Source organism: Bradyrhizobium barranii subsp. barranii, assembly GCF_017565645.3.
Classification (GTDB): domain Bacteria; phylum Pseudomonadota; class Alphaproteobacteria; order Rhizobiales; family Xanthobacteraceae; genus Bradyrhizobium; species Bradyrhizobium barranii.
In genome coordinates this window covers 2,015,406-2,034,765 of record NZ_CP086136.1, presented here as the reverse complement: position 1 = coordinate 2,034,765, position 19,360 = coordinate 2,015,406, and the positions used below count along the sequence as shown (strand labels likewise).

Below are 19,360 nucleotides of genomic sequence, written 5' to 3'. Positions count from 1 at the left end.
GCAATGACATTTTGTCGCACCCTCGCAAACCTCCTGCTCACCGGCACCATCTCGCTCGCCTCGACCGCGCACGCCGCCGGTATCACGGTGCATGACGCACGCAATCGCGATGTCGCCGTTTCCGACTTCGCTCGCACGGTCTCGATCGGCGGCGCCATCACCGAGATCCTCTATGCGCTCGGGCTGGAGAGCCGCCTGGTCGGCGTCGACACCACGAGCCTCTATCCGGCAGCGGCGCTGCACGACAAACCCAATGTCGGCTACATGCGCCAGATTTCGGCCGAGGGCGTGCTGGGCCTCAACCCGACCCTGATCCTGGCGATCCAGGGATCGGGCCCGCGCGAGACCATGGACCTCCTGGAGACGGCAAAGGTGCCGCTGGTGCTGGTGCCCGAGACCTTCTCCGAGGAAGGCCTGATCGAGAAGATCAAGCTGGTCGGCCATGCCATGGGCGTCGATGCGCGCGCCGAATGCCTGGCGACCGCAGTGGCTGCGGATCTTGCGCAGCTGCGCGCACTGCGTGCCAAGGTCACGAAGCCGGTCCGCGTGATGTTCGTGATGTCGCTCCTGAACGGACGGGCGATGGTCGCCGGTCACAAGACCGCCGCCGACGAGATCATCCAGCTTGCAGGCGCCACAAACGCGGTCGAGGATTACGACGGCTACAAGAACATCGGCGACGAGGCGATCGTCGCGGCAAAACCCGACGTCGTGCTGTCGATCGAGCGCGGCAAGGATTCACTGCAGGCCGACGCGGTCTACACCCATCCCGGCTTCGCCTTGACGCCGGTCGCGGCCAACAAGAGCTTCATCACGATGGACGGGCTCTATCTGCTCGGCTTCGGCCCGCGCACGGCCGCGGCGGCCCGTGATCTCTCCGTCAAGCTCTATCCGGCATTGGCCGAGGGCGGCGCCTTCACGTCGGCTCTGTCGGCGGCGAACTGCCGGCAATGAGCGTGGCGATCGGGACGGACTCGCGGAGCCCGCGCCGCGCGGGCGCAGGACGGCGATTTACGTCGATTGCCATTCCCCTCCTCTTGGTGATCCTCGCCGCCACCGCCATCGTTGCGCTGACCGTGGGCGCAGCCGGAATTCCCCTCTCTCGCTTGCCCGCCGCACTCGGTCTTGCAGGCAACACCACCGCCGACGCCGTGACGACGCGCGACCAGCTGGTGCTGTGGTCGATCCGGATTCCCCGGATCGCGGCGACTGCGATGGTCGGCGGCCTGCTCGCCGCGGCCGGCGCGATCATGCAAGGATTGTTTCGTAACCCGCTCGCCGATCCCGCGCTGGTCGGGGTCTCCAGCGGCGGCGCGCTCGCGGCGGCGCGCTCGCGGCGGCAAGCGCGATCGTCTTCACCGACTCGCGCTTCGGCGAGACATTGCGCTTCCTCCAGACCGAGCTGTTGCCGCTCGCGGCCTTTGCGGGCTCGCTGGCCACGACCGCGATCCTTTACGGCATCTCCAGCCGCGCGGGGCGGACCTCGATCGCGATCTTCCTGCTCGCCGGCGTCGCCATCACTGCCATCACCAATGCCGGCATCGGGCTTCTGGTGTTCATCGCCGACGACCGCCAGCTTCGCGACATTACATTCTGGCTGCTGGGCTCGATGAGCGGCGCGACCTGGACCAAGGCCGCCGTGCTCGCGCCGATCCTCATCATCGGGCTCGGCGCCTGCGCGTATATTGCGCGCGGCCTCGATCTGCTGGTGCTCGGCGAGGCCGACGCGTTTCACGGCGGCGTCGATGTCGAGCGCCTCAAGCGGATCTCGATCGTCATGGTCTCCGCCATGACCGGGGTCGCGGTGTCGATCAGCGGCGTCATCGGCTTCGTCGGCATCGTCGTGCCGCACCTGCTCCGTCTCGTTATCGGACCTGCGCATCGCCTGCTGCTGCCGGCCTCGGTGCTGCTCGGCGCGATCCTGATGGTCGGCGCCGACACGCTGGCGCGCACCATCGTGGCGCCCGCGGAGATGCCGATCGGCATCTTGACCGCCGCGGTCGGCGCGCCTGTCTTCCTCGGCATCCTGCTGCGCCAGCGCGGGCTCGCCGCGCTATGAGCGCCGTGATCGAGGCGCGAGGTCTCAGCAAGCGCGCCGGCCGCGCCACGCTGCTCGATGGGGTCGGTCTGTCGGTTGAAGCCGGCGAAATGGTCGCGATCATCGGCCCGAACGGCGCCGGCAAGTCGACGCTGCTGCGGCTGCTCTCCGGCGATCTCCGCCCCAGCGACGGCGAGGTCCGGCTGAAGCAGCGCGACATAGCGAGCTATACACCGCGCGAGCTCGCCGCGCGCCGTGCGATGCTGTCCCAGCACATCAACGTCACCTTCCCCTTCACGGTCGAGGAGATCGTGCTGATGGGCGCGGGCGACCGCAGCCTGCGCGATGCCGTGTCGCTCGTCGACGCCGCGCTGGACGAGGTTGGCCTCGCGCATTTTCGCGAACGGCAATTGCCGACGCTATCCGGCGGCGAGCAGCAGCGCACCCATTTCGCCCGCGTTCTGGTGCAGCTCGCCTGCGGCGAAGCGGAACACGGTCCGGGGCTCCTGTTGCTGGACGAGCCGACATCGAGCCTCGATCTGCGCCACCAGATCGACCTCGTCGAAGCCGCGCGCCGCCGCGCCGCAGGCGGCACAGCCGTGATCGCGATCCTGCACGATCTCAATCTCGCGATCCGCTTCGCCGACCGGCTGATCGTCCTGAACGGCGGCAGGCTCGCTGCCGACGGCCCGCGCGCGGAAATCGTCACGCGCGAGACCATTCGCGACATCTTCGAAATCGACGCCGTCGTTCATCAGGCCGACGACGGCGTGCCCTACGTGCTGCCGCAATCGATGCGGGCGGCGGCGCGAGCCGAACTGCCGCCGCGGTGAAGATGCACTCCCGCTCCCCGTTCTTACGGGGCTGCGACGAGCTTCGCTCGCGCTGGGAGGGTTGGGGTGAGGGGCCTCTCTCCACACGCGAGATCGTCGAGAGACCTGTACCCCCTCACCCGGATTGCATCTTCGATGCAATCCGACCTCTCCCCGCAGGCGGGGCGAGGTAAGAAGGACGGCGCCGCGCCTCGGTTCAGATCGGGCGCATTACCCCGCCGGCACGATCACCATGCCCTTGTCCTTGGGCCAGCGGACGCGCCAGGCGAACTTGATCTCCTTGATCTCGCCGGGTTTTGCGTCGAACGCCCATTCCAGCACGCCGCGCTTGTCGCGCAGATTGGTGGTCGTGGGCGGCGTGGTCGAGGACAGCATCTCGACGCCAATATCCTCGTTCTCGCTGACCGGAAGCTGATCCTCGATCGCGATGCGGATCGGGAAGTCGTGCCCGTTGCGGACGATGGTGCGGAACGAACGCGTGTCGGTCTTGGAGGACGAGATCACGCCGGCCGTGCCTTCGTTCTGCCTGATGACGGTGCGCTCGATCTTGATCTTGTCGTCGGCGCCGAAGCCGAGCCGGATCGCGTCGTTCCGCGCGGCGGTCGAAAATTTGCTGCGACCGACGAACGTGCCGTCGCGGAAGATCGCGACCTTACCGGGCAGCAGATTGGTATCCTCGGCAAGCTTGAATGACGCCTCGAGGTAAGCGGTGGGATCCGCGACCGGGGCGGCGCGGATGGCGAGGTCGGGCGTCACCGTCATGGAGGAGATGAGCAGGCTCTTGGCGCCCTCATTGGCGCCAAGACTGACGCGGCCGCTGATCTGATACACGGCCTGGAAATCGCCGATCTCGGCGTTGGCCTGCTGCTCGTCCGCGCGCTCACGCAGCTCGGGCTCCGCCGCTTTCGCCATCGCCGGAGATTGCGCCTGCCGCGTCATCGGCTGCGCGGGCATCGCCATGTCCGACGCCGCGCCCAAGGCCAGCGGCTTCGGCAGTTGCGGATACCTCACAACCAGCGAATTCAGCTCCGGCGCGCTGCCGCCGCGGCTGACGCGAACGGTGGAAACACCGAGGCTGACGTTCGACCAGTCTTCGCCGGTCGACTGTGTCACTTCGGCGCGGCGAACCAGCTCGAGCTGCGGCTTGCGGTCCTTGGCACCAGTGTCGAGCCGGGCATCATACAGCGGCAGCCAGCGCGCATTGCGGACTGCATAAGTCACCCGCAACGTCGCCTTCGTCGCGGCGGCGGAGGCGACATCGATGCGAACCTCGAGCTTGCTCGGCGGCTTGGCCGAACGTTCCGCCTCCAGTTGCGCGAGCTGCCGATCGATCTCGCGCTGCTTGCGCGCGGCATCGCGGATCGCGGTGTCGGCGGTCGCGATCTCCTCGGCGACCGCCGTAAAGGCCGCGCGCCATTCGGTGATCGGCCGAGCCTCGCCCTTCTCGCCAAGGCCGGCGGGAGAAGCCTCCGCAAAGTGCTGCGCGAATTTGCGCCGGGCGGTGGCCGCGTCGATATCGCCTTGCAGATCGGCGCGCTGATCCTTCAACGCTTCGATGCGCTTGTCGAGCTCGGGCAGGTTGACGGGAGGCGCCGCGCGCGGCGGCCGCGCGTCGATCGTCCCGATGGTGAGTTTTGCGCCCGCCTCGCCCTCGACCCGCAGGGAGGACGGATCGAGCGAGAGCGGAAAGTCCTTGGCGACCAGCGTGCTGTCGCCGGAGGCGAGGTCCAGCGCGATGATACGGGTGACGGTGGCGCCGTCCGGATAGACCGTGACGGTGTCGATGGCCGATGTGGCGTCCACATCGGCGGCCCATGATGGCGACGCCGTCGCCATGGTCACCAGAACCAGGCTCGTCGTTGCCAAACATCTTGCGGTGATGCGCATAAGTCCCTCCTGCCGTATCGCCGCGCCGCCAGCCGGACGCGTGCGATCAAATGCCTCGCCAACATGGTTGGACGCGGCAGGGAAGGAACTGGTTCGATTGGGGTTTCCGTGGGGCGCCGCCGCGGCCGCACCAAGGCCGCGGAACGTGTCGTCGACTCGCGGCGAAGCCGTTAAACTTAGGTCCTTAAACCGGGGTGGGCGAACCCTGGCCGAAGATGCGGCGGAGCAGATCGGTCACGTTGCGGGCGCCGGCCTTCTTCAGGATGCCTGCGCGGTAGCCTTCGACCGTCCGCGCACTCAGATGTATGCGCCGGGCGATCTCCTTGTTGGTCAGGCCGGCAGCGAGGTGCTCGAGCACATCGACTTCGCGCCCGGTCAGGGGCTCGCAGCCGGGCAGCCAGCGTTGCCGGTTTGAACCCGGCTGCGCGAACTCGTCGATGGCAGCATCGATCCGGTCGACGATGTCGCGGGTGCGGAACGGCTTCTCGATGAAGTCGGCCGCGCCGCTCTTGATCGCGTCGACCGCCATGGCGATGCTGCCGTTCGCCGAGGTCACCAGGACCGGCGCCATGCAGTTCTCCTCGCGCAGGCGCTTGAGCACGTCGAGGGCAGAACGATCCGGCGGCATCTCCAGCAGCACGCAGGCCGGCATCCGCGCCTTGGCTTCCGACAGCAGCGACGCGCCGTCGGCAAAGCAGATCACGTCATAGGCGCTCTGTTGAAGCGCCATTGAAAGTTGTTCGCGGGAGGCTGCGTCAGTTTCAATGACGAATACCTCACCCTTGGAAAGCATGTTTCCCGGCATCATCCCGATCCAGCAATGTCTTGGTCAAATGGCCCGAGACGGCAGCGGGGCATCGTCGCGCCGCGCCGTCATGCGCACGGCATTCACGCCCGTGCTTCGGTTTCCCTTATGTATGTTCCATCCTGTTCCCGGATTTGACGGATCGGGACAGAAACTTTACATTTCGGGACATCTGCGGGAATGGCTGGCAGGAACGGGTCGCATGACCGACCTCATTCGCAGCGCAGGCTTGAGCTACTACCCGGATGTCGCCCGGTCGGTCGGGCTCGACCCCAAACAGATGATGCGCAAGGTCAGGCTGCCGCTGGCCGTTCTCGACAAGCCCGATACCCCCATTGCCGTGACCAGCCTGCGCCGGCTGCTCGAATTGTCGGCAGAGGCATCGGGTGCCGAAGATTTCGGCTTGCGGCTCGCCGAGCGTGGCGGGCTCACCAATTTCGGCGCGGTCGGCCTGATCGTGCGTGAACAGGCGACCGTCGGCGAGGCCATCGAAGCGTTCTCGCGCTTCATCCACGTTCATCATGACGGCATGAAGCTTGAGGTCACGCGCGACAAGCAGACCGTGACGGTCACACTGCATCTGCGCGGCCGGCAGCCGACCGCGCCGCGCCAGTCGATCGACATGGCGCTCGGCAGCGTCCACCGCATCATCCAGTCGCTGTTCAGCAGCGACTGGCGGCCGCTCGAGGTGCATCTGCATTATCCGCCGCCACACGACCGCAAGCGCTACCGCGACTTCTTCGGTTGCCGCGTCACCTTCAATGCCGATGACGATGCGATCCTGTTGTCGGCGCATGACATGGAGCGGCGGATCCCGAGCGCGCATCCGCTGATCGCGAGCTATCTGCGCAAGCGGATCGAGGCGATCGAGACGCGGCCGGCAAACTGGGAGGAGAAGGTCGACGAGGTGGTACGCATCCTGCTCGCAAGCGGCGACTGCACGGTCGAGCGCGTGGCCGAGCATCTCGCCTGCACCCGCCGCACCATCCATCGGCACCTCGCCGCATCGGGCACCAGCTTCTCGGCGATCCTCGACGCGCAGCGCGCCGATCTCGTGACCCAGCTGATCGACGACCCCGGCCGGCCGCTGGCCGATATCGCCACCCAGCTCGGCTTCTCCGCGCAGAGCGCGATGGCGCGCTGGTTCCGTGGCCGCTTCGGCTGCACCATCACCGCATGGCGCAAGGGCGTGCGGCCGCTGGCCAAGCGCGCCGGCGTTCCCTCGGCGTCCGCGGCCTAGGCTCAGCGTGCCGGAGCGGGCACGCCCATGATGGCAAGGGCGCGCCGGGGGCTGCCGGCGAGCAGCGGCCCGAACGCAATCGCAAAGCCGAGGAACGCGACGACCCATCCGCAGGCGGCGATGTGCAGCAGGACATCGCCATGCGCAGGCAACACCACGGCAGCGACCCGCGCCAGCGCCGCGATGATGATCGCAGCGTAAATCCCCTGCGTCGCGGGCGAGGCCGTCAACGCCTGTCCGGTATGCCCGAGGCTCGCGCGCGTCATCACCGCAAGCGTCATGGTTCCGGCCGCGCCAGCCATCCAGGCGTGAATGCCCGCGCTCGGCGGCAGCGCGCCGAAGACAGCCAGGGCATGCAGCAGGAAGCCCAGCGGCACGAAGACGTAACCGACATGCAGGATCAGCAGCAGACGCTCGCGCGTGGTGCGGTCGCCGGCCCAGCGTGCAAGCCGCACCAGGTGCAGCCCGCCGACCAGTGCCATCACCGCGCCGGTGACCGTGTTCAGCGGCGCCACGATCCATGCGATCAGCGCGAGCGCGCTCAATCCGATCACCGCGCCGTCAAAACGCCCGAACGGAACCGGCAGGCGGCCGGGATTGAACTTGACCAGCCAGTTGCGGGTGAAGCTCGGGATGATGCGGCCGCCGATCAGCGAGATCAGCAGCACGACCACGCCGATGCCGACGCGGATGCTGACATCGGCCGCGCCCTCGAAGTGCGCTTCGAGATGGAAGGCGACGTTACCGGCGAGCAGCACCAGCACGAGCACTACCACCGGCAGATTGCGCCAATTGCCGCCCGCGATGATTTCGCGCGTGGCCGCGGCAACGACCAATGCCAGGAAGGCGGCGTCGACGACGAGCGCGAACGCCCAACCGATATCGGCGGACAGGGTCACCGCAAAACGTCCGGCCAGCCACACCACCAGCAGCGCGCCCAGCGACGTCCCCTGGATCGGCAGCCGCCCGGTCCAGTTCGGGATCGCCGTGAACAGGAATCCCGTGATCACCGCCGGCAGGAAGCCATAGAGCATTTCGTGGACGTGCCAGTCGCGCGGCGCGAAGGCCGAACTGACCGACAATTCGCCGTAGAACATCGGCAGCCACGCCAGGATAGAAAGCCCCGCTTGAATCGCGGCGAGCAGGAAAAAAGGCCGAAAGCTGTTCGCAAACAGCGGCCAGCCCTCAAAGTTACGGGATCGGGCGCCAGCCATGGGGGCAACTCCTCTGAATTCGGACGGTCACCTGGATCGTCATTTGGAAAAATACTGCCGTCCGGCCGGCCCGTTTTGCGCTATCGCAAACTGCCTGACGAATACAGGTGCCATCACACTCCCTGATGCCAAGGAGGCAGAATGGCCAAGGTCGACACATCGCTGGTTGCGCATTTGCCGCTGTTTTCAGGCGTCAAACCGGAGGACCTCGAGGAAATCCTGCGCGAGGCCCGTTCAGCGCGGTACCCCAGGAACACCGCCATTTTCGAGCAGGGCGCCGACGCGCAATCCTTCTTCCTGCTGCTGCACGGCCACGTCCGCGCGGCCAAGACCACCCCGACCGGCGAGCAGATCGTCGTGCGCTACGTCGCCCCCGGCGAGACCTTCGGGCTCGCGATGGCGATTGGAGCCGCGCACTATCCGGCAACTGCGATGGCGGTCGACGACAGCGTGGTGCTGATCTGGCCAAATTCGGCCTGGCCGCGGCTGATCGAGCGGTTTCCGGCAATCGCCGCCAACACGCTGCAAACCGTCGGCGCGCGGCTGCAGGAGAGCCACACCCGCATCCTGGAAATGTCGACCCAGCAGGTCGAGCAGCGCGTCGCGCATGCGCTGCTGCGGCTCGCAAAACAGTCCGGCAAGAAGCTCGACCACGGCATCGAGATCGACTTCCCGATCAGCCGCCAGGACATCGCGCAGATGACCGGCACCACGCTGCACACCGTCAGCCGCATCTTGAGCGGCTGGGAGAGCCAGGGCCTCGTCGAGAGCGGCCGCCAGCGCATCATCCTGCGCGATCCGCACAAGATAGTCGTGCTGGCGGAGCGTACGGCGGACGGCAATTCTGCGTAAGATAGGGGTGAGGGCGCTTCCGCTTACGGCGCAAGCCCGCCCTCACCCGGGAATCCGCGCGCGACCCGCGCGAACTCCGACTCGCCTCACGCCGGCACGCATTCGCACAGCGCAGCGAGGAATTTGTCGCGATCGATGCCATGCTCGCGGCAGGCGTCTTCCACGGTATGGAAGGTCGCGATCGGACAGCCGACGCAAGCCATCCTGAAGGCGAGGAACACGCGGATCGTGTGCGGTGCCGCACGCATGATGTCATCGACCAGATCGTCGGATCGGAAGGGCATGGACAACTCCGTTCCGAAGTGACGATAGCGGGGTGGGTCCGAGCTTCTTTGTTGAAGCGCAAGCTGGTGGTTGCTTCTCCCTCTCCCCGCAAGCCGCAGGGCTATCGCATATGAGAAAACGTGGCGGGAAGCTCGCCCGCAGCCATCCTTCGAGACGCCCACCTCCGGCGAGCCCTCAGGATGAGGACGGAGTACGTGGTCACTATTTCGACAGGCAAAGCCGCCGCTCAGCCTCATCCTGAGGAGACCGCGGAGCGGTCGTCTCGAAGGACGAGGCGCTCGCTCAGACCCCGCCAAGCTCATATGCAAAACTGCCGTAGGCGGCGCGAGGTGAACTACACCGCCCTGCTGTGCAACTGCTTCGCCGGGTCCAGATGCGCGTCGAACGCCGCGGCGACGCTGCGGACCAGGAAGCGCGAGTCGCTTGCGACCGCGAGACGGTCGCCGTCGAGCCTGACGATGCCGTCCGAGATCAACGGCTTCAGGCGCGCAGCCGATTGCAGCATCGCTTCGGGCTCCGCGCCATGTCGCGCACAGATGTCGCCGAGATCGGCGCTGAACTCGCACATGATGCGCTCGATGATGTCGGCGCGCAGCCGGTCGTCGTCGGTGAGCCCGTAGCCCTTCGCGGTGGCGAGGCGGCCGGCGGCGACGCTCTGGGCGTAGGCGCCGATCTGCACCTGGTTCTGCACATAGCCCTGCGGCAGATGCCCGATCGCGCTCGCGCCGAAACCGAGCAGTACTTCGCCCTTGTCGGTGGTGTAGCCTTGGAAATTGCGCCGCAGCGTCCGTTCCTCGAAGGCCACGGCCATGGCGTCGTCGGGGCGTGCGAAATGGTCGAGCCCGATCTGGACGTAGCCGGCCTCCTTCAACGCATTGGCGATCGCGCAGGCCTGGTCATGACGCGCGAGGCCGTCGGGCAGCGCGGTCTCGTTGATCATGCGCTGGTGCTTCTTGAAGTCAGGCACATGCGCATAGCCGAACACCGAGAAACGATCGGGCCCGAGTTCGAGGCTGCGCCGAACGGTGTCCAGGCAGGACGCGACGGTCTGGTGCGGCAGCCCATAGATGAGGTCGAAGTTGATCCCGTTGATGCCGGCGCGATGCAGCCTATCGACGACGGAAGCCGTCTGCTCATAGCTCTGCACGCGATTGATCGCGCGCTGCACGACCGGATCGAAGCTCTGCACGCCCAGGCTGGCGCGGTTGACGCCGGAGAGCCGCATGGCCTCCACCATCTCTGATGTCAGCGTGCGCGGGTCGATCTCGACCGCAATTTCGGCCGAGGGCAGTACGAAGAACGAATGGCGCATCGCCGCCATCAACTCGGCAAAGGCCTCCGGCGCCATGATGGTCGGCGTGCCGCCACCGAAATGGATGTGCTCGACCTTGATGCGGCGGCCGATGGTTTCAGACACCTGCGCGATCTCGCTGCGGAGGGTCCGCTGATAGGCCGCGATCAGCCCGTCGCGGCGGACGATCTGGGTATGGCAGCCGCAATACCAGCACATCTCGCGGCAGAACGGCACGTGCAAATAAAGTGACGCGCTGGCGCCTGCCGGGAGTCCGGCGAGCCATTCGGCATAAGTATCCGGGCCGACCGCCGGCGAAAAATGCGGCGCGGTCGGATAGCTCGTGTACCGCGGCAATCTCTCTTCGCCGTAGCTCGCTGCGAGATCGGTCCTCATATCTTACCCATTCGTAAATCGATGCCGCGCGGTGGCGCGGCAAATCCCGGATGCCATTGGATGACCCGTTTTCGGGCGGACCACCTTGCGCTCGCTCAAAGTCCGAACGCCGGATCGGGGCCAAGATGACGTTCAATCATGACTCACTGGAGATAGGCCATGGCGTCGCTCGCGCTCGATCTCGTTCTCTGGCTCACCGGCGTTCGCGGTCATATCCCGCGCCTCGACGATCTTCGTCCCGCCCCCGCGGCACCCTCCGTCGGCGCAGGTTATCTCGTGCGGGTGCTGGCGATCACCGCCGCCATCTTTGCCGCGCTGTCGCTCGCGGTCTGGGGCACGGTCTGGATTGCGATCCAGCTTCTCTAATCGACAACCAAACATTCACAATCGAGCGCAGCTGAACATGCGAACGATTTGCCGCTGGCGCAACTGACGCCACGCGACGTCGTGCGCTTCGCACTGCCGATACGCGCTTCGGCAAACCTCCTAAGGATTTTACCGGAGGCGAATTCGGCAAAAGCTTGTCGCAGCGCAAACACTCTTGCCGTAACAGGCGCAGACTGCATCCGTCATCAAAACCCTTTCAGATGAAGGATGCTTCCGATGTTCACCCGCAGAGCCGCATTGATCAGCGCCGCCGCGACCGCCCTGATGCTTGCGACACCCACGTTCGCCGCCGGCGACCTCAAGCTGCCGCGGCAGAAGGTCGAGCTGGTCGCCCCGCCCTTCGTGCACGCGCACGAGCAAGCGACGACGCAAGGGCCCAAGATCGTCGAGTTCAAGCTCAACATCGAGGAGAAGAAGGTCGTCATCGACGACAAGGGCACCACGTTCCAGGCCATGACCTTCAACGGCTCGATGCCGGGTCCGCTGATGGTCGTGCATGAAGGCGACTACGTCGAGGTGACGCTGGTCAATCCCGCGACCAACACCATGCCGCACAACATCGACTTCCACTCCGCGACCGGTGCCCTCGGCGGCGCTGAGCTCACGCTGGTCAATCCCGGCGAGCAGGTCGTGCTGCGCTGGAAGGCAACGCGGACCGGCGTGTTCGTCTATCACTGCGCCCCGGGCGGCCCGATGATCCCCTGGCATGTCGTCTCCGGCATGAACGGCGCGGTGATGGTGCTGCCGCGCGACGGCCTGAACGACGGCAAGGGCCATGCGCTGAAATACGACAAGGTCTACTATGTCGGCGAGCAGGACATGTATGTGCCGCGCGACGAGAAGGGCAACTTTAAGTCCTATGATTCGCCGGGCGAAGCCTTCACCGAGACCGAAGAGGTGATGAAGAAGCTGATCCCCTCCCACGTGGTGTTCAACGGCAAGGTCGGTGCGCTCACCGGCAAGAACGCGCTGACGGCCAAGGTCGGCGAGAACGTGCTGATCGTGCATTCGCAGGCCAATCGCGACAGCCGTCCGCACCTGATCGGCGGCCATGGCGAATGTCTGGGAGACCGGAAAATTCTCCAACGCGCCGGAGACGGGACTCGAGACCTGGTTCATCCGCGGCGGCTCGGCGGGAGCTGCGCTCTACAAGCTCCTGCAGCCCGGCATCTACGCCTATGTCACGCATAATCTGATCGAGGCAGCCGACCTCGGCGCCACCGCGCACTTCAAGGTCGAAGGCAAGTGGAACGACGATCTGATGACCCAGGTGAAGGCGCCCGCGGAGATACCGGCTCCCAACACCAACTAGACGCGACAGGGGGCCGGTCATCGCCGGCCCCTTCCTTCTTCGGGGGACGACCATGCTGATCGCATTCAAGCTGAAACTGCTGCTCGCCTGCGCCGCAGGACTCGCAGGGCCGATCGCCGTGGCGCCGCTGGTCTCGGACATGGCGGTCCATGGTACGGCGACGGAGCCTGCCATCGTCAGGGTCGCGCCGGGTAATCTCTCCTATCGCGAGGCCGGCGATTTCACCCGCGCGGGGCTGCAGGCCGAAGTGCCGCTGCGCGCGATGCGCTTCAACCGGCCGCTGCACATCATGCGGCACCAGGTCTCGTCATCCGACTATCAGCTTTGCGTGCAGGATGGCGCGTGCCGCGCGCTCGATCGCGGCGTCGCGATTGCGTCCGATCGTCCCGCGGTCCAGGTGAGCTGGCACGATGCGCAGGCCTATGCGGGCTGGCTGTCGCACAAGACCGGCCACACCTATCGCCTGCCGAGCGACGCGGAATGGGCCTTTGCGGCCGGCTCCCGGTTCAGGGACGACGGCGCGCCTGTGGACGCAGACGATCCTTCAAAGCGCTGGCTCAGCCGTTACGAGCGTGAATCCGAGCGCGACCTCTCCGACACGACGGCCTATCCGTTCGGCAAGTTCGGCGCGAACGAGCATGGAATCGAAGATCTCGCCGGCAATGTCTGGGAATGGACCTCGACCTGCTTCGTGCGCTCGCGGATCGACGCAGCCGGCAATGCCGGCCGCCCGACCGTGAATTGCGGCGTGCGCGTCGCCGAGGGTGCGCACCGCGCCTACGTCACCGACTTCATCCGCGACGCCCGCGCCGGCGGTTGCGCACAGGGCGTGCCGCCCGCCAATCTCGGCTTCCGCCTGGTGCGCGAGGAGCCGTCGTGGGTCGCAAGCGTGTCGGCGCGGTGGGGCAAGGTGTGAGCGGCGCGGTCGTAGTATCGCCGAGTAGCCCGGATGGAGCGCAGCGCAATCCGGGATCGGACCATCCACGAGCACCCCGGATTTCGCTACGCTCCATCCGGGCTACGGCGCATCACATCGCTCGCGCAAACATGCGAAATCCGGGCGCGCCGATGATCGCCTCGAACGCGGGATCGCGCTTCTCTTCGGCGAAGACAAATCCAGCCTTGGCGTAGGCGCGTTCGGCCGGCTGATTGCCGATCAGGAACGATATCGTCGCGCGGGCAAATCCGGCCGCTCGTCCCTTATCCAGTGCGCGCGCAAGCAACGCCTGCACGAGGCCGCGACCGCCATAGGCGGGATCGGTCGCGACGTGCTCGATCATCCAGTCGCCCTCGCCGCCCTGAACCCAGCAGGCGCGCGTGTAGGTGCCGCGGCGACGGATGGCTTCCAGCTCCGGCGCGGCAAGCCCGGTCGCGGCACCGACCTCCTCGATGGCTCGCCAGGCCGCAGGTCCCGTGCCGGCCGCCGGCAGTGCGCACAACGCGGCAGCAGGCTTGCCATCGATCTCGGCGATCAGGAATTGCGAGACATGCCACATCGACACCGCGTGTGCGGTCGTGATGCGCGCGATGAAATCGCGGCACTGTGCCTGGGGCTAGCCGAGCGCGACGTCGAACCAGCCGCGCGGCCGATAGCCGCGCTGCGACGACAGGATGGTCTGTGCGATGAAATCGGCGTCTTCGGGACGCGCAGACCGTATCGTCATGCGCGCCCCCGTTGCGACGACCTTACGTATTCTTCAGCGCGACGCGGAATTCGGCTTCGGTCTTGGCCTTGACCTCGTCGAGCGAGACGCCGTCGGCGAGCTCGATCAGCGCCATGCCGCCGTCGCCGTGCTTGTCGATGGTGAAGACCGCGAGATCGGTGACGACCATGTCGACCACGCGCACGCCGGTCAGCGGCAGGTTGCACTTCTTCAGCAGCTTCGAGCCGTCCTTGGCCGAATGCTCCATCACGACGACGACGCGCTTGACGCCGGCGACGAGATCCATCGCGCCGCCCATGCCCTTGACCATCTTGCCGGGGATCATCCAGTTGGCGAGATCGCCGTTCTGGGCCACCTGCATGGCGCCAAGGATCGACAGGTCCATGTGGCCGCCGCGGATCATCCCGAAGGAATCCGCGCTCGAGAAATACGAGGTCGAGGGTAGCTCGCTCACGGTCTGCTTGCCGGCATTGATGAGGTCGGCATCCACCTCGTCCTCATAGGGGAACGGGCCCATGCCGAGCATGCCGTTCTCGCTCTGGAGGCTGACATCGACCCCATCGGGGATGAAGTTCGAGACCAGCGTCGGGATGCCGATGCCGAGATTGACGTAGTAGCCGTCACGTAGTTCCTTGGCGGCGCGCGCAGCCATCTGTTCACGGGTCCAGGCCATGTGAGTCTCCTGACGCTTAAGCGGCGGTGCGCGGGCGGGTGTTGCGGAATTCGATGCGCTTCTTGGCCGTGCCGACCTCGACGATGCGCTTCACGAAGATGCCGGGCGTGTGGATATGGTCGGGATTGAGTTCACCGGCCGGAACCAGATGCTCGACCTCGGCCACCGTGATCTTGGCGGCGGTCGCCATCATCGGATTAAAGTTGCGCGCGGTCTTGCGGTAGATGAGGTTGCCGGCGGTGTCGCCCTTCCAGGCGTGGACGATGGCGAGGTCGGCGAACAGGCCGCGCTCCATCAGGTACTTCTCGCCGTCGAACTCCTTCACTTCCTTGCCTTCGGCGATCAGCGTGCCGACACCGGTCTTGGTGTAGAAGGCCGGGATACCGGCGCCGCCGGCGCGGATACGCTCGGCCAGCGTGCCCTGCGGATTGAATTCGAGTTCCAGCTCGCCAGCCAGGAATTGCTGGGCGAACAGCTTGTTCTCGCCGACATAGGACGAGATCATCTTCTTGATCTGGCGGGTTTCGAGCAGGCGGCTGAGGCCGATACCGTCGACGCCGGCATTGTTGGAGACGACCGTCAGGCCCTTGACGCCGGACTCGCGGATTGCGTCCGACAGCTCCTCGGCGATGCCGCAGAGGCCGAAGCCGCCCGACATGATCATCATGTTGTCTTTCAGAACGCCTTCGAGAGCCGACTTGGCGTCGGGATAGACCTTGTTCATGCAAATAACCTTCGGGTGAACCTTCGGCTGGCAGGCGTCGCGCCTCATTGGCGGCGATTATTAGGCGAAATCGTCCAAAGCCGTCAATGATACGGGGTTCTCCGTTCCGTCCTCCGGTGATAGAAGCTGCCCACGCCGTGGGCAGACCCGTCCGCGGCCTTGAAAGCGACAAGAAAACCCATCAAGTTGCGGGGGTTGGGCGTGGGCACGCAGGTTTCCGGTCCGCCCTTCTGGCTCCCGCGACCAACCCGATCAGGACATGCCATTGACCATGGCCCAAGGAATGAAGCGCCTCGGGACGCCGATCGCGGCGCTGCTCGGCCTCGCGCTGATCGCCCTGATCGCGACCTCCTGGCTCATCAACCGCGACGCGCTGCGCAAGGCGGTGGAAACGCAGATCCGCGACGTCACCGGGCTCGAGCTCAGCGTGGCAGGCAGCATCGACATTTCGCTGCTGCCGGCGAGCTACATTTCCTTCCATGACGTCGGCCTGAAGGGCGGCGGCACCAGCGATCCCGCGCTCCATGTCGACGTGCTCACCGCCAATCTCCGGCTGCTGCCGCTGCTGCTGCAGCGGTTCGAGATCGCCGACCTGACCCTGCTGCGGCCGCGCATCCATGTCAGCCTGAAGCAGGATGGCGAAAGCAACTGGACGCCCTTCATCCAGACCATTGCGCGCACCATGAAGCCGGGCGCCGAGAACCAGGTGTCGTTCTCCGAGATCAGGATCCAGGACGGTGTGCTCAATTACGAGGACGCCACCACCCACGCCGCCGAGAAGTTCGAGGACATCGACCTGTCGCTGGCCTGGCCCTCGATCTCGCGGTCCTTCGCCGCGACCGGACAATTCGACTGGCGCGGCGAGCGCGTCGACGGCTCGATCAGCTTCGCCGATTTCGTCGCCGCCCTCTCCGGCGACCGCTCCGGGCTGAAGGCGCGGATCGCCAGCGCCCCGCTCAAGCTTGCCTTCGACGGCAGCGTCGCCAACCGCACCAGCCCGATGATGGAAGGCACGCTCACCATCGACAGCCCGTCCTTGCGCAACGCGCTGCGCTGGACCGGTCAGCCGCAGCCCGGCAGCGGCGGCTTCGGCCGCTTCGCGCTGAAGGCGCGCGCCAATGTCGTCGGCGCCTCGATCGCGCTCACCAACGTCAATGTCGAGCTCGACGGCAACACTGCCGAGGGCGTGATGACCTACGCCAATAACGGCCGGCAGACGCTGCAAGCGACGCTTGCCGCCGACGCGCTCGACTTCACACCTTATATCTCGACCTTCCGCCTGCTCGCCAGCGGCGCCCGCGACTGGAACAGGCAGCTGTTCGATCTCAACGGGCTTTCGACCACCGACCTCGACATGCGCCTGTCGGCAGCAAGGCTGACAGTCGGGACGTCGAAACTCGGCCGCACCGCGATCGGCGCCAATCTGCGCAACGGCACGCTGGCGCTCTCGGTCGGCGAAGCCCAGGTCTATGGCGGCATCGCCAAGGGCTCGTTCGGGATCGCGCGCTCCGACACCGTCGCCGACGTCAAGGCGCAATTCCAGTTCACCGATGTCGATCTTCAGGCCTGCGCCTCCGAATTGTTCGGCCTCAACAAGCTGTCCGGCCGCGGCAACATCAACGTCTCGCTGCTGGCCTCCGGCTCCAGCCCGTTCGGCCTCGTGCAGTCGCTCGACGGCACTGCCACCGTGACCGGGCACGACGGTGCGATCTCGGGCTTCAACGCCGAGCAGCTCCTGAAGCGGCTGGAGCGGCGGCCGCTGTCGGGTGGCGGCAATTTCCGCAACGGCTCGACCCCTTATGACACCCTCACCGTCGCGGTGAAGTTCTCCGATGGGATCGCCACTGCCGAGGACATCCGCATCGAGGGGCCGGCTGCGAAGATCACGCTGACGGGCACTGCCTCGGTGCCGACGCGCGAATACGACATGAAGGGCGTGGCGAGCCTCAACACGACGTCCGGCTTTCAATTGCCCTTCATGGTGCAGGGTCCCTGGGACGATCCGCTGATCTTCCCCGACCCCGAAAGCCTGATCCGCCAGTCACCTGCGGCGTCCCCCTTCCTAGACCTCCTGAAGCGGCGCATCACCGGCGAGAAGCACCCTGCGCCGCCAGATTCGCCGACGGCCGAGAACGCCAAGGAAAACGCGAAGTCCAACTGAGGACGGCGATCGTCCGGCGCTGCCGGACCATCGCGAATTGATCCGGCCGAATTGATGCGGCGATTGGATCGATGCGCGGATTAAGCATCTCCGCTGGCCCGACACCCCACGACCTAGGTCTGACAAGATGCCGCTAGATCGGCTGACGGCCATGCGCTAGTGTTTTATACGACCGGTTAAAAACACCGGCCGTTTGAGGGAGAAAAACGTGAGATCCAAGGTTATTGGCGCAGTTTCATTGGCGGTCGCTGCGGTTGGGCTTTTTGCGGCCACTGCACCCGCCTTTGCGCAGCAGAAGACGATCACGGTCTGGTGGGGCAAGGGCTTCTATCGGTCCGAAGACGACGCACTGATCGAGACGATCAAGAAGTTCGAAGCCAAGACCGGCATCAAGGTCGAATTGTCGCAGTACGCGATCCAGGACATGATTCCGAAGACGGTGGCCGCGCTCGATGCCGGCACTGTGCCCGATGTCGCCTATTCCGATTCCTACGACGTGCAGGCGCAGGGCAAGTGGGCCTATGAGGGCAAGCTCGAGGACCTCACGGACGTCATGGAGCCGATCAAGGGCCGGTTCGTGCAGAACACGCTGGACGCGTCGATCCTCTATAACGACGTCACCAAGAAGAAGGCCTATTACGGCTTCCCGCTGAAGCAGCAGAGCATGCATGTCGAGATCTGGAACGACATGCTGGAGAAGGCCGGCTTCAAGCTCGCCGACATCCCGACCGACTGGGCGGGCTACTGGACGTTCTGGTGCGACAAGGTGCAGCCGGGTATCCGTAAAGCCACCGGCCAGCGCATCTACGGCGTCGGCCAGCCGATGGGCGTTGAATCCACCGACGCCTTCCAGTCGTTCTACACCTTCATGGACGCCTATCACGTCAAGCTGGTCGACGACGACGGCAAGCTCCTGGTCGACGATCCCAAGGTGCGTGAGAATCTGATCAGCGCGCTGAAGGATTACACCGACACCTATATCAAGGGCTGCACGCCGCCCTCCTCCACAACCTGGAAGGACCCCGACAACAACGTCGCCTTCCACAACAAGACCATCGTGATGACCCACAACTTCACGATCTCGATCGCGGCGAAGTGGTTCGAGGACTCGCAGAACCAGGCGCTCACGCAGGAGCAACGCGACGCCGGCAAGAAGGCCTATGAGCAGGACATCGTCACGGCGTCCTTCCCGAAGGCGCCCGACGGTTCGACCATCCGCTACCGCTCCGACGTCAAGACCGGGCTGGTGTTCACCGCGGCCAAGAACAAGGCCGAGGCCAAGCAGTTCATCAGCTTCCTGCTCCAGGAAGAGAATGTTCGTCCCTATATCGAGGGCGCGCTCGGCCGCTGGTTCCCGGTGACGAAGGAAAGCCAGGCCAGCCCGTTCTGGCAGGCCGACAAGCACCGCAAGGCGGTCTACGCCCAGTTCACCGGCGGCACCGCCGCGTTCGACTTCACCAAGAACTGGAAGTTCACGATCCTCAACAACGAGAACGTCTGGGCCAAGGCGATGAACCGGGTCGTCAGCGAAAAGGTCCCGGTCGACAAGGCCGTCGACGAGCTGATCGTCCGCATCAAGCAGGTTGCAGGCTAAATCT

The 19,360-nt window shown here is 65.7% G+C and carries 16 protein-coding genes and 2 pseudogenes; 10 read left to right on the top strand and 8 right to left on the bottom strand.

Going from position 1 to position 19,360, the window contains the following annotated elements; translation table 11 throughout:
- Positions 1–3 precede the first annotated feature (3 nt).
- The 3 genes and pseudogenes from J4G43_RS09980 (at position 4) to J4G43_RS09970 (ending at position 2,871) form a co-directional block, all read left to right on the top strand.
- Positions 4–954 carry a heme/hemin ABC transporter substrate-binding protein gene (locus tag J4G43_RS09980; RefSeq protein ID WP_208084673.1) on the top strand — a complete coding sequence of 317 codons (951 nt, stop codon included), beginning with the start codon at positions 4–6 and terminating at the stop codon, positions 952–954.
- Positions 951–2,059: pseudogene (locus J4G43_RS09975) on the top strand (FecCD family ABC transporter permease). Before J4G43_RS09980 ends, J4G43_RS09975 begins: the two are co-directional and overlap by 4 nt.
- Positions 2,056–2,871 (top strand): heme ABC transporter ATP-binding protein, encoded by an 816-nt coding sequence (locus tag J4G43_RS09970; protein ID WP_208084672.1) that lies wholly within the window; start codon positions 2,056–2,058, stop codon positions 2,869–2,871. The pseudogene J4G43_RS09975 and the gene J4G43_RS09970 overlap by 4 nt, the downstream one beginning before the upstream one ends.
- Before the next feature lie 210 nt (positions 2,872–3,081).
- Here J4G43_RS09970 and J4G43_RS09965 read toward each other — a convergent pair whose 3' ends face one another.
- Both J4G43_RS09965 and J4G43_RS09960 read right to left on the bottom strand, forming a co-directional pair.
- Entirely contained in the window at positions 3,082–4,758 is a 1,677-nt protein-coding gene (locus J4G43_RS09965; RefSeq protein WP_208084671.1) for a mucoidy inhibitor MuiA family protein, read from the bottom strand.
- A gap of 184 nt (positions 4,759–4,942) precedes the next feature.
- A complete protein-coding gene (locus J4G43_RS09960) occupies positions 4,943–5,563 on the bottom strand; it encodes a response regulator transcription factor (protein WP_063986095.1) in 621 nt (206 codons plus the stop codon).
- A gap of 202 nt (positions 5,564–5,765) precedes the next feature.
- Here J4G43_RS09960 and J4G43_RS09955 point away from each other — a divergent pair, with 202 nt between their 5' ends.
- Entirely contained in the window at positions 5,766–6,803 is a 1,038-nt protein-coding gene (locus tag J4G43_RS09955; RefSeq protein ID WP_208084670.1) for an AraC family transcriptional regulator, read from the top strand.
- A 2-nt stretch (positions 6,804–6,805) separates the two neighbouring features.
- On the opposite strand, the gene J4G43_RS09950 is transcribed toward J4G43_RS09955, so the two are convergent.
- The gene (locus tag J4G43_RS09950; RefSeq protein ID WP_208084669.1) at positions 6,806–8,017 is read right to left on the bottom strand and encodes an NnrS family protein; all 1,212 of its coding nucleotides are present in this window, start codon (positions 8,015–8,017) and stop codon (positions 6,806–6,808) included.
- Positions 8,018–8,158: 141 nt separating this feature from the next.
- Between J4G43_RS09950 and J4G43_RS09945 the strand changes: the two genes are divergently transcribed.
- The gene (locus tag J4G43_RS09945) at positions 8,159–8,869 is read left to right on the top strand and encodes a Crp/Fnr family transcriptional regulator (protein WP_039153608.1); all 711 of its coding nucleotides are present in this window, start codon (positions 8,159–8,161) and stop codon (positions 8,867–8,869) included.
- Between the two features lie 86 nt (positions 8,870–8,955).
- Here the strand turns inward: J4G43_RS09945 and J4G43_RS09940 are convergent, their stop codons facing one another.
- A complete protein-coding gene (locus J4G43_RS09940; RefSeq protein ID WP_014492467.1) occupies positions 8,956–9,153 on the bottom strand; it encodes a DUF1858 domain-containing protein in 198 nt (65 codons plus the stop codon).
- A gap of 335 nt (positions 9,154–9,488) precedes the next feature.
- On the bottom strand, positions 9,489–10,841 hold the full coding sequence (gene hemN, locus J4G43_RS09935) for an oxygen-independent coproporphyrinogen III oxidase (protein WP_208084668.1): 1,353 nt from the start codon (positions 10,839–10,841) through the stop codon (positions 9,489–9,491).
- A gap of 159 nt (positions 10,842–11,000) precedes the next feature.
- On the opposite strand from hemN, the gene J4G43_RS09930 reads away from it, so the two are divergent.
- The 3 genes and pseudogenes from J4G43_RS09930 to J4G43_RS09920 all read left to right on the top strand — a co-directional run bounded on the left by J4G43_RS09930 (position 11,001) and on the right by J4G43_RS09920 (position 13,456).
- Entirely contained in the window at positions 11,001–11,207 is a 207-nt protein-coding gene (locus J4G43_RS09930; protein ID WP_208084667.1) for a hypothetical protein, read from the top strand.
- 237 nt (positions 11,208–11,444) lie between these two features.
- Positions 11,445–12,540, top strand: a pseudogene (nirK, locus tag J4G43_RS09925) (copper-containing nitrite reductase).
- 52 nt (positions 12,541–12,592) lie between these two features.
- Positions 12,593–13,456 carry an SUMF1/EgtB/PvdO family nonheme iron enzyme gene (locus tag J4G43_RS09920; protein ID WP_208084666.1) on the top strand — a complete coding sequence of 288 codons (864 nt, stop codon included), beginning with the start codon at positions 12,593–12,595 and terminating at the stop codon, positions 13,454–13,456.
- A 112-nt stretch (positions 13,457–13,568) separates the two neighbouring features.
- Here J4G43_RS09920 and J4G43_RS09915 read toward each other — a convergent pair whose 3' ends face one another.
- The 3 genes from J4G43_RS09915 to J4G43_RS09905 all read right to left on the bottom strand — a co-directional run bounded on the left by J4G43_RS09915 (position 13,569) and on the right by J4G43_RS09905 (position 15,601).
- Positions 13,569–14,036 carry a GNAT family N-acetyltransferase gene (locus J4G43_RS09915; protein WP_225004780.1) on the bottom strand — a complete coding sequence of 156 codons (468 nt, stop codon included), beginning with the start codon at positions 14,034–14,036 and terminating at the stop codon, positions 13,569–13,571.
- A gap of 190 nt (positions 14,037–14,226) precedes the next feature.
- Positions 14,227–14,877, bottom strand: a complete 651-nt coding sequence (locus tag J4G43_RS09910) for a 3-oxoacid CoA-transferase subunit B (protein WP_208084665.1) — start codon at positions 14,875–14,877, stop codon at positions 14,227–14,229.
- 16 nt (positions 14,878–14,893) lie between these two features.
- Positions 14,894–15,601, bottom strand: a complete 708-nt coding sequence (locus tag J4G43_RS09905; protein WP_028151658.1) for a CoA transferase subunit A — start codon at positions 15,599–15,601, stop codon at positions 14,894–14,896.
- Between the two features lie 271 nt (positions 15,602–15,872).
- On the opposite strand from J4G43_RS09905, the gene J4G43_RS09900 reads away from it, so the two are divergent.
- Together J4G43_RS09900 and J4G43_RS09895 are read left to right on the top strand one after the other, a co-directional pair.
- Entirely contained in the window at positions 15,873–17,762 is a 1,890-nt protein-coding gene (locus tag J4G43_RS09900; protein WP_166353372.1) for an AsmA family protein, read from the top strand.
- Positions 17,763–17,970: 208 nt separating this feature from the next.
- Positions 17,971–19,356 carry an ABC transporter substrate-binding protein gene (locus J4G43_RS09895; RefSeq protein WP_071909773.1) on the top strand — a complete coding sequence of 462 codons (1,386 nt, stop codon included), beginning with the start codon at positions 17,971–17,973 and terminating at the stop codon, positions 19,354–19,356.
- Positions 19,357–19,360: the final 4 nt, after the last annotated feature.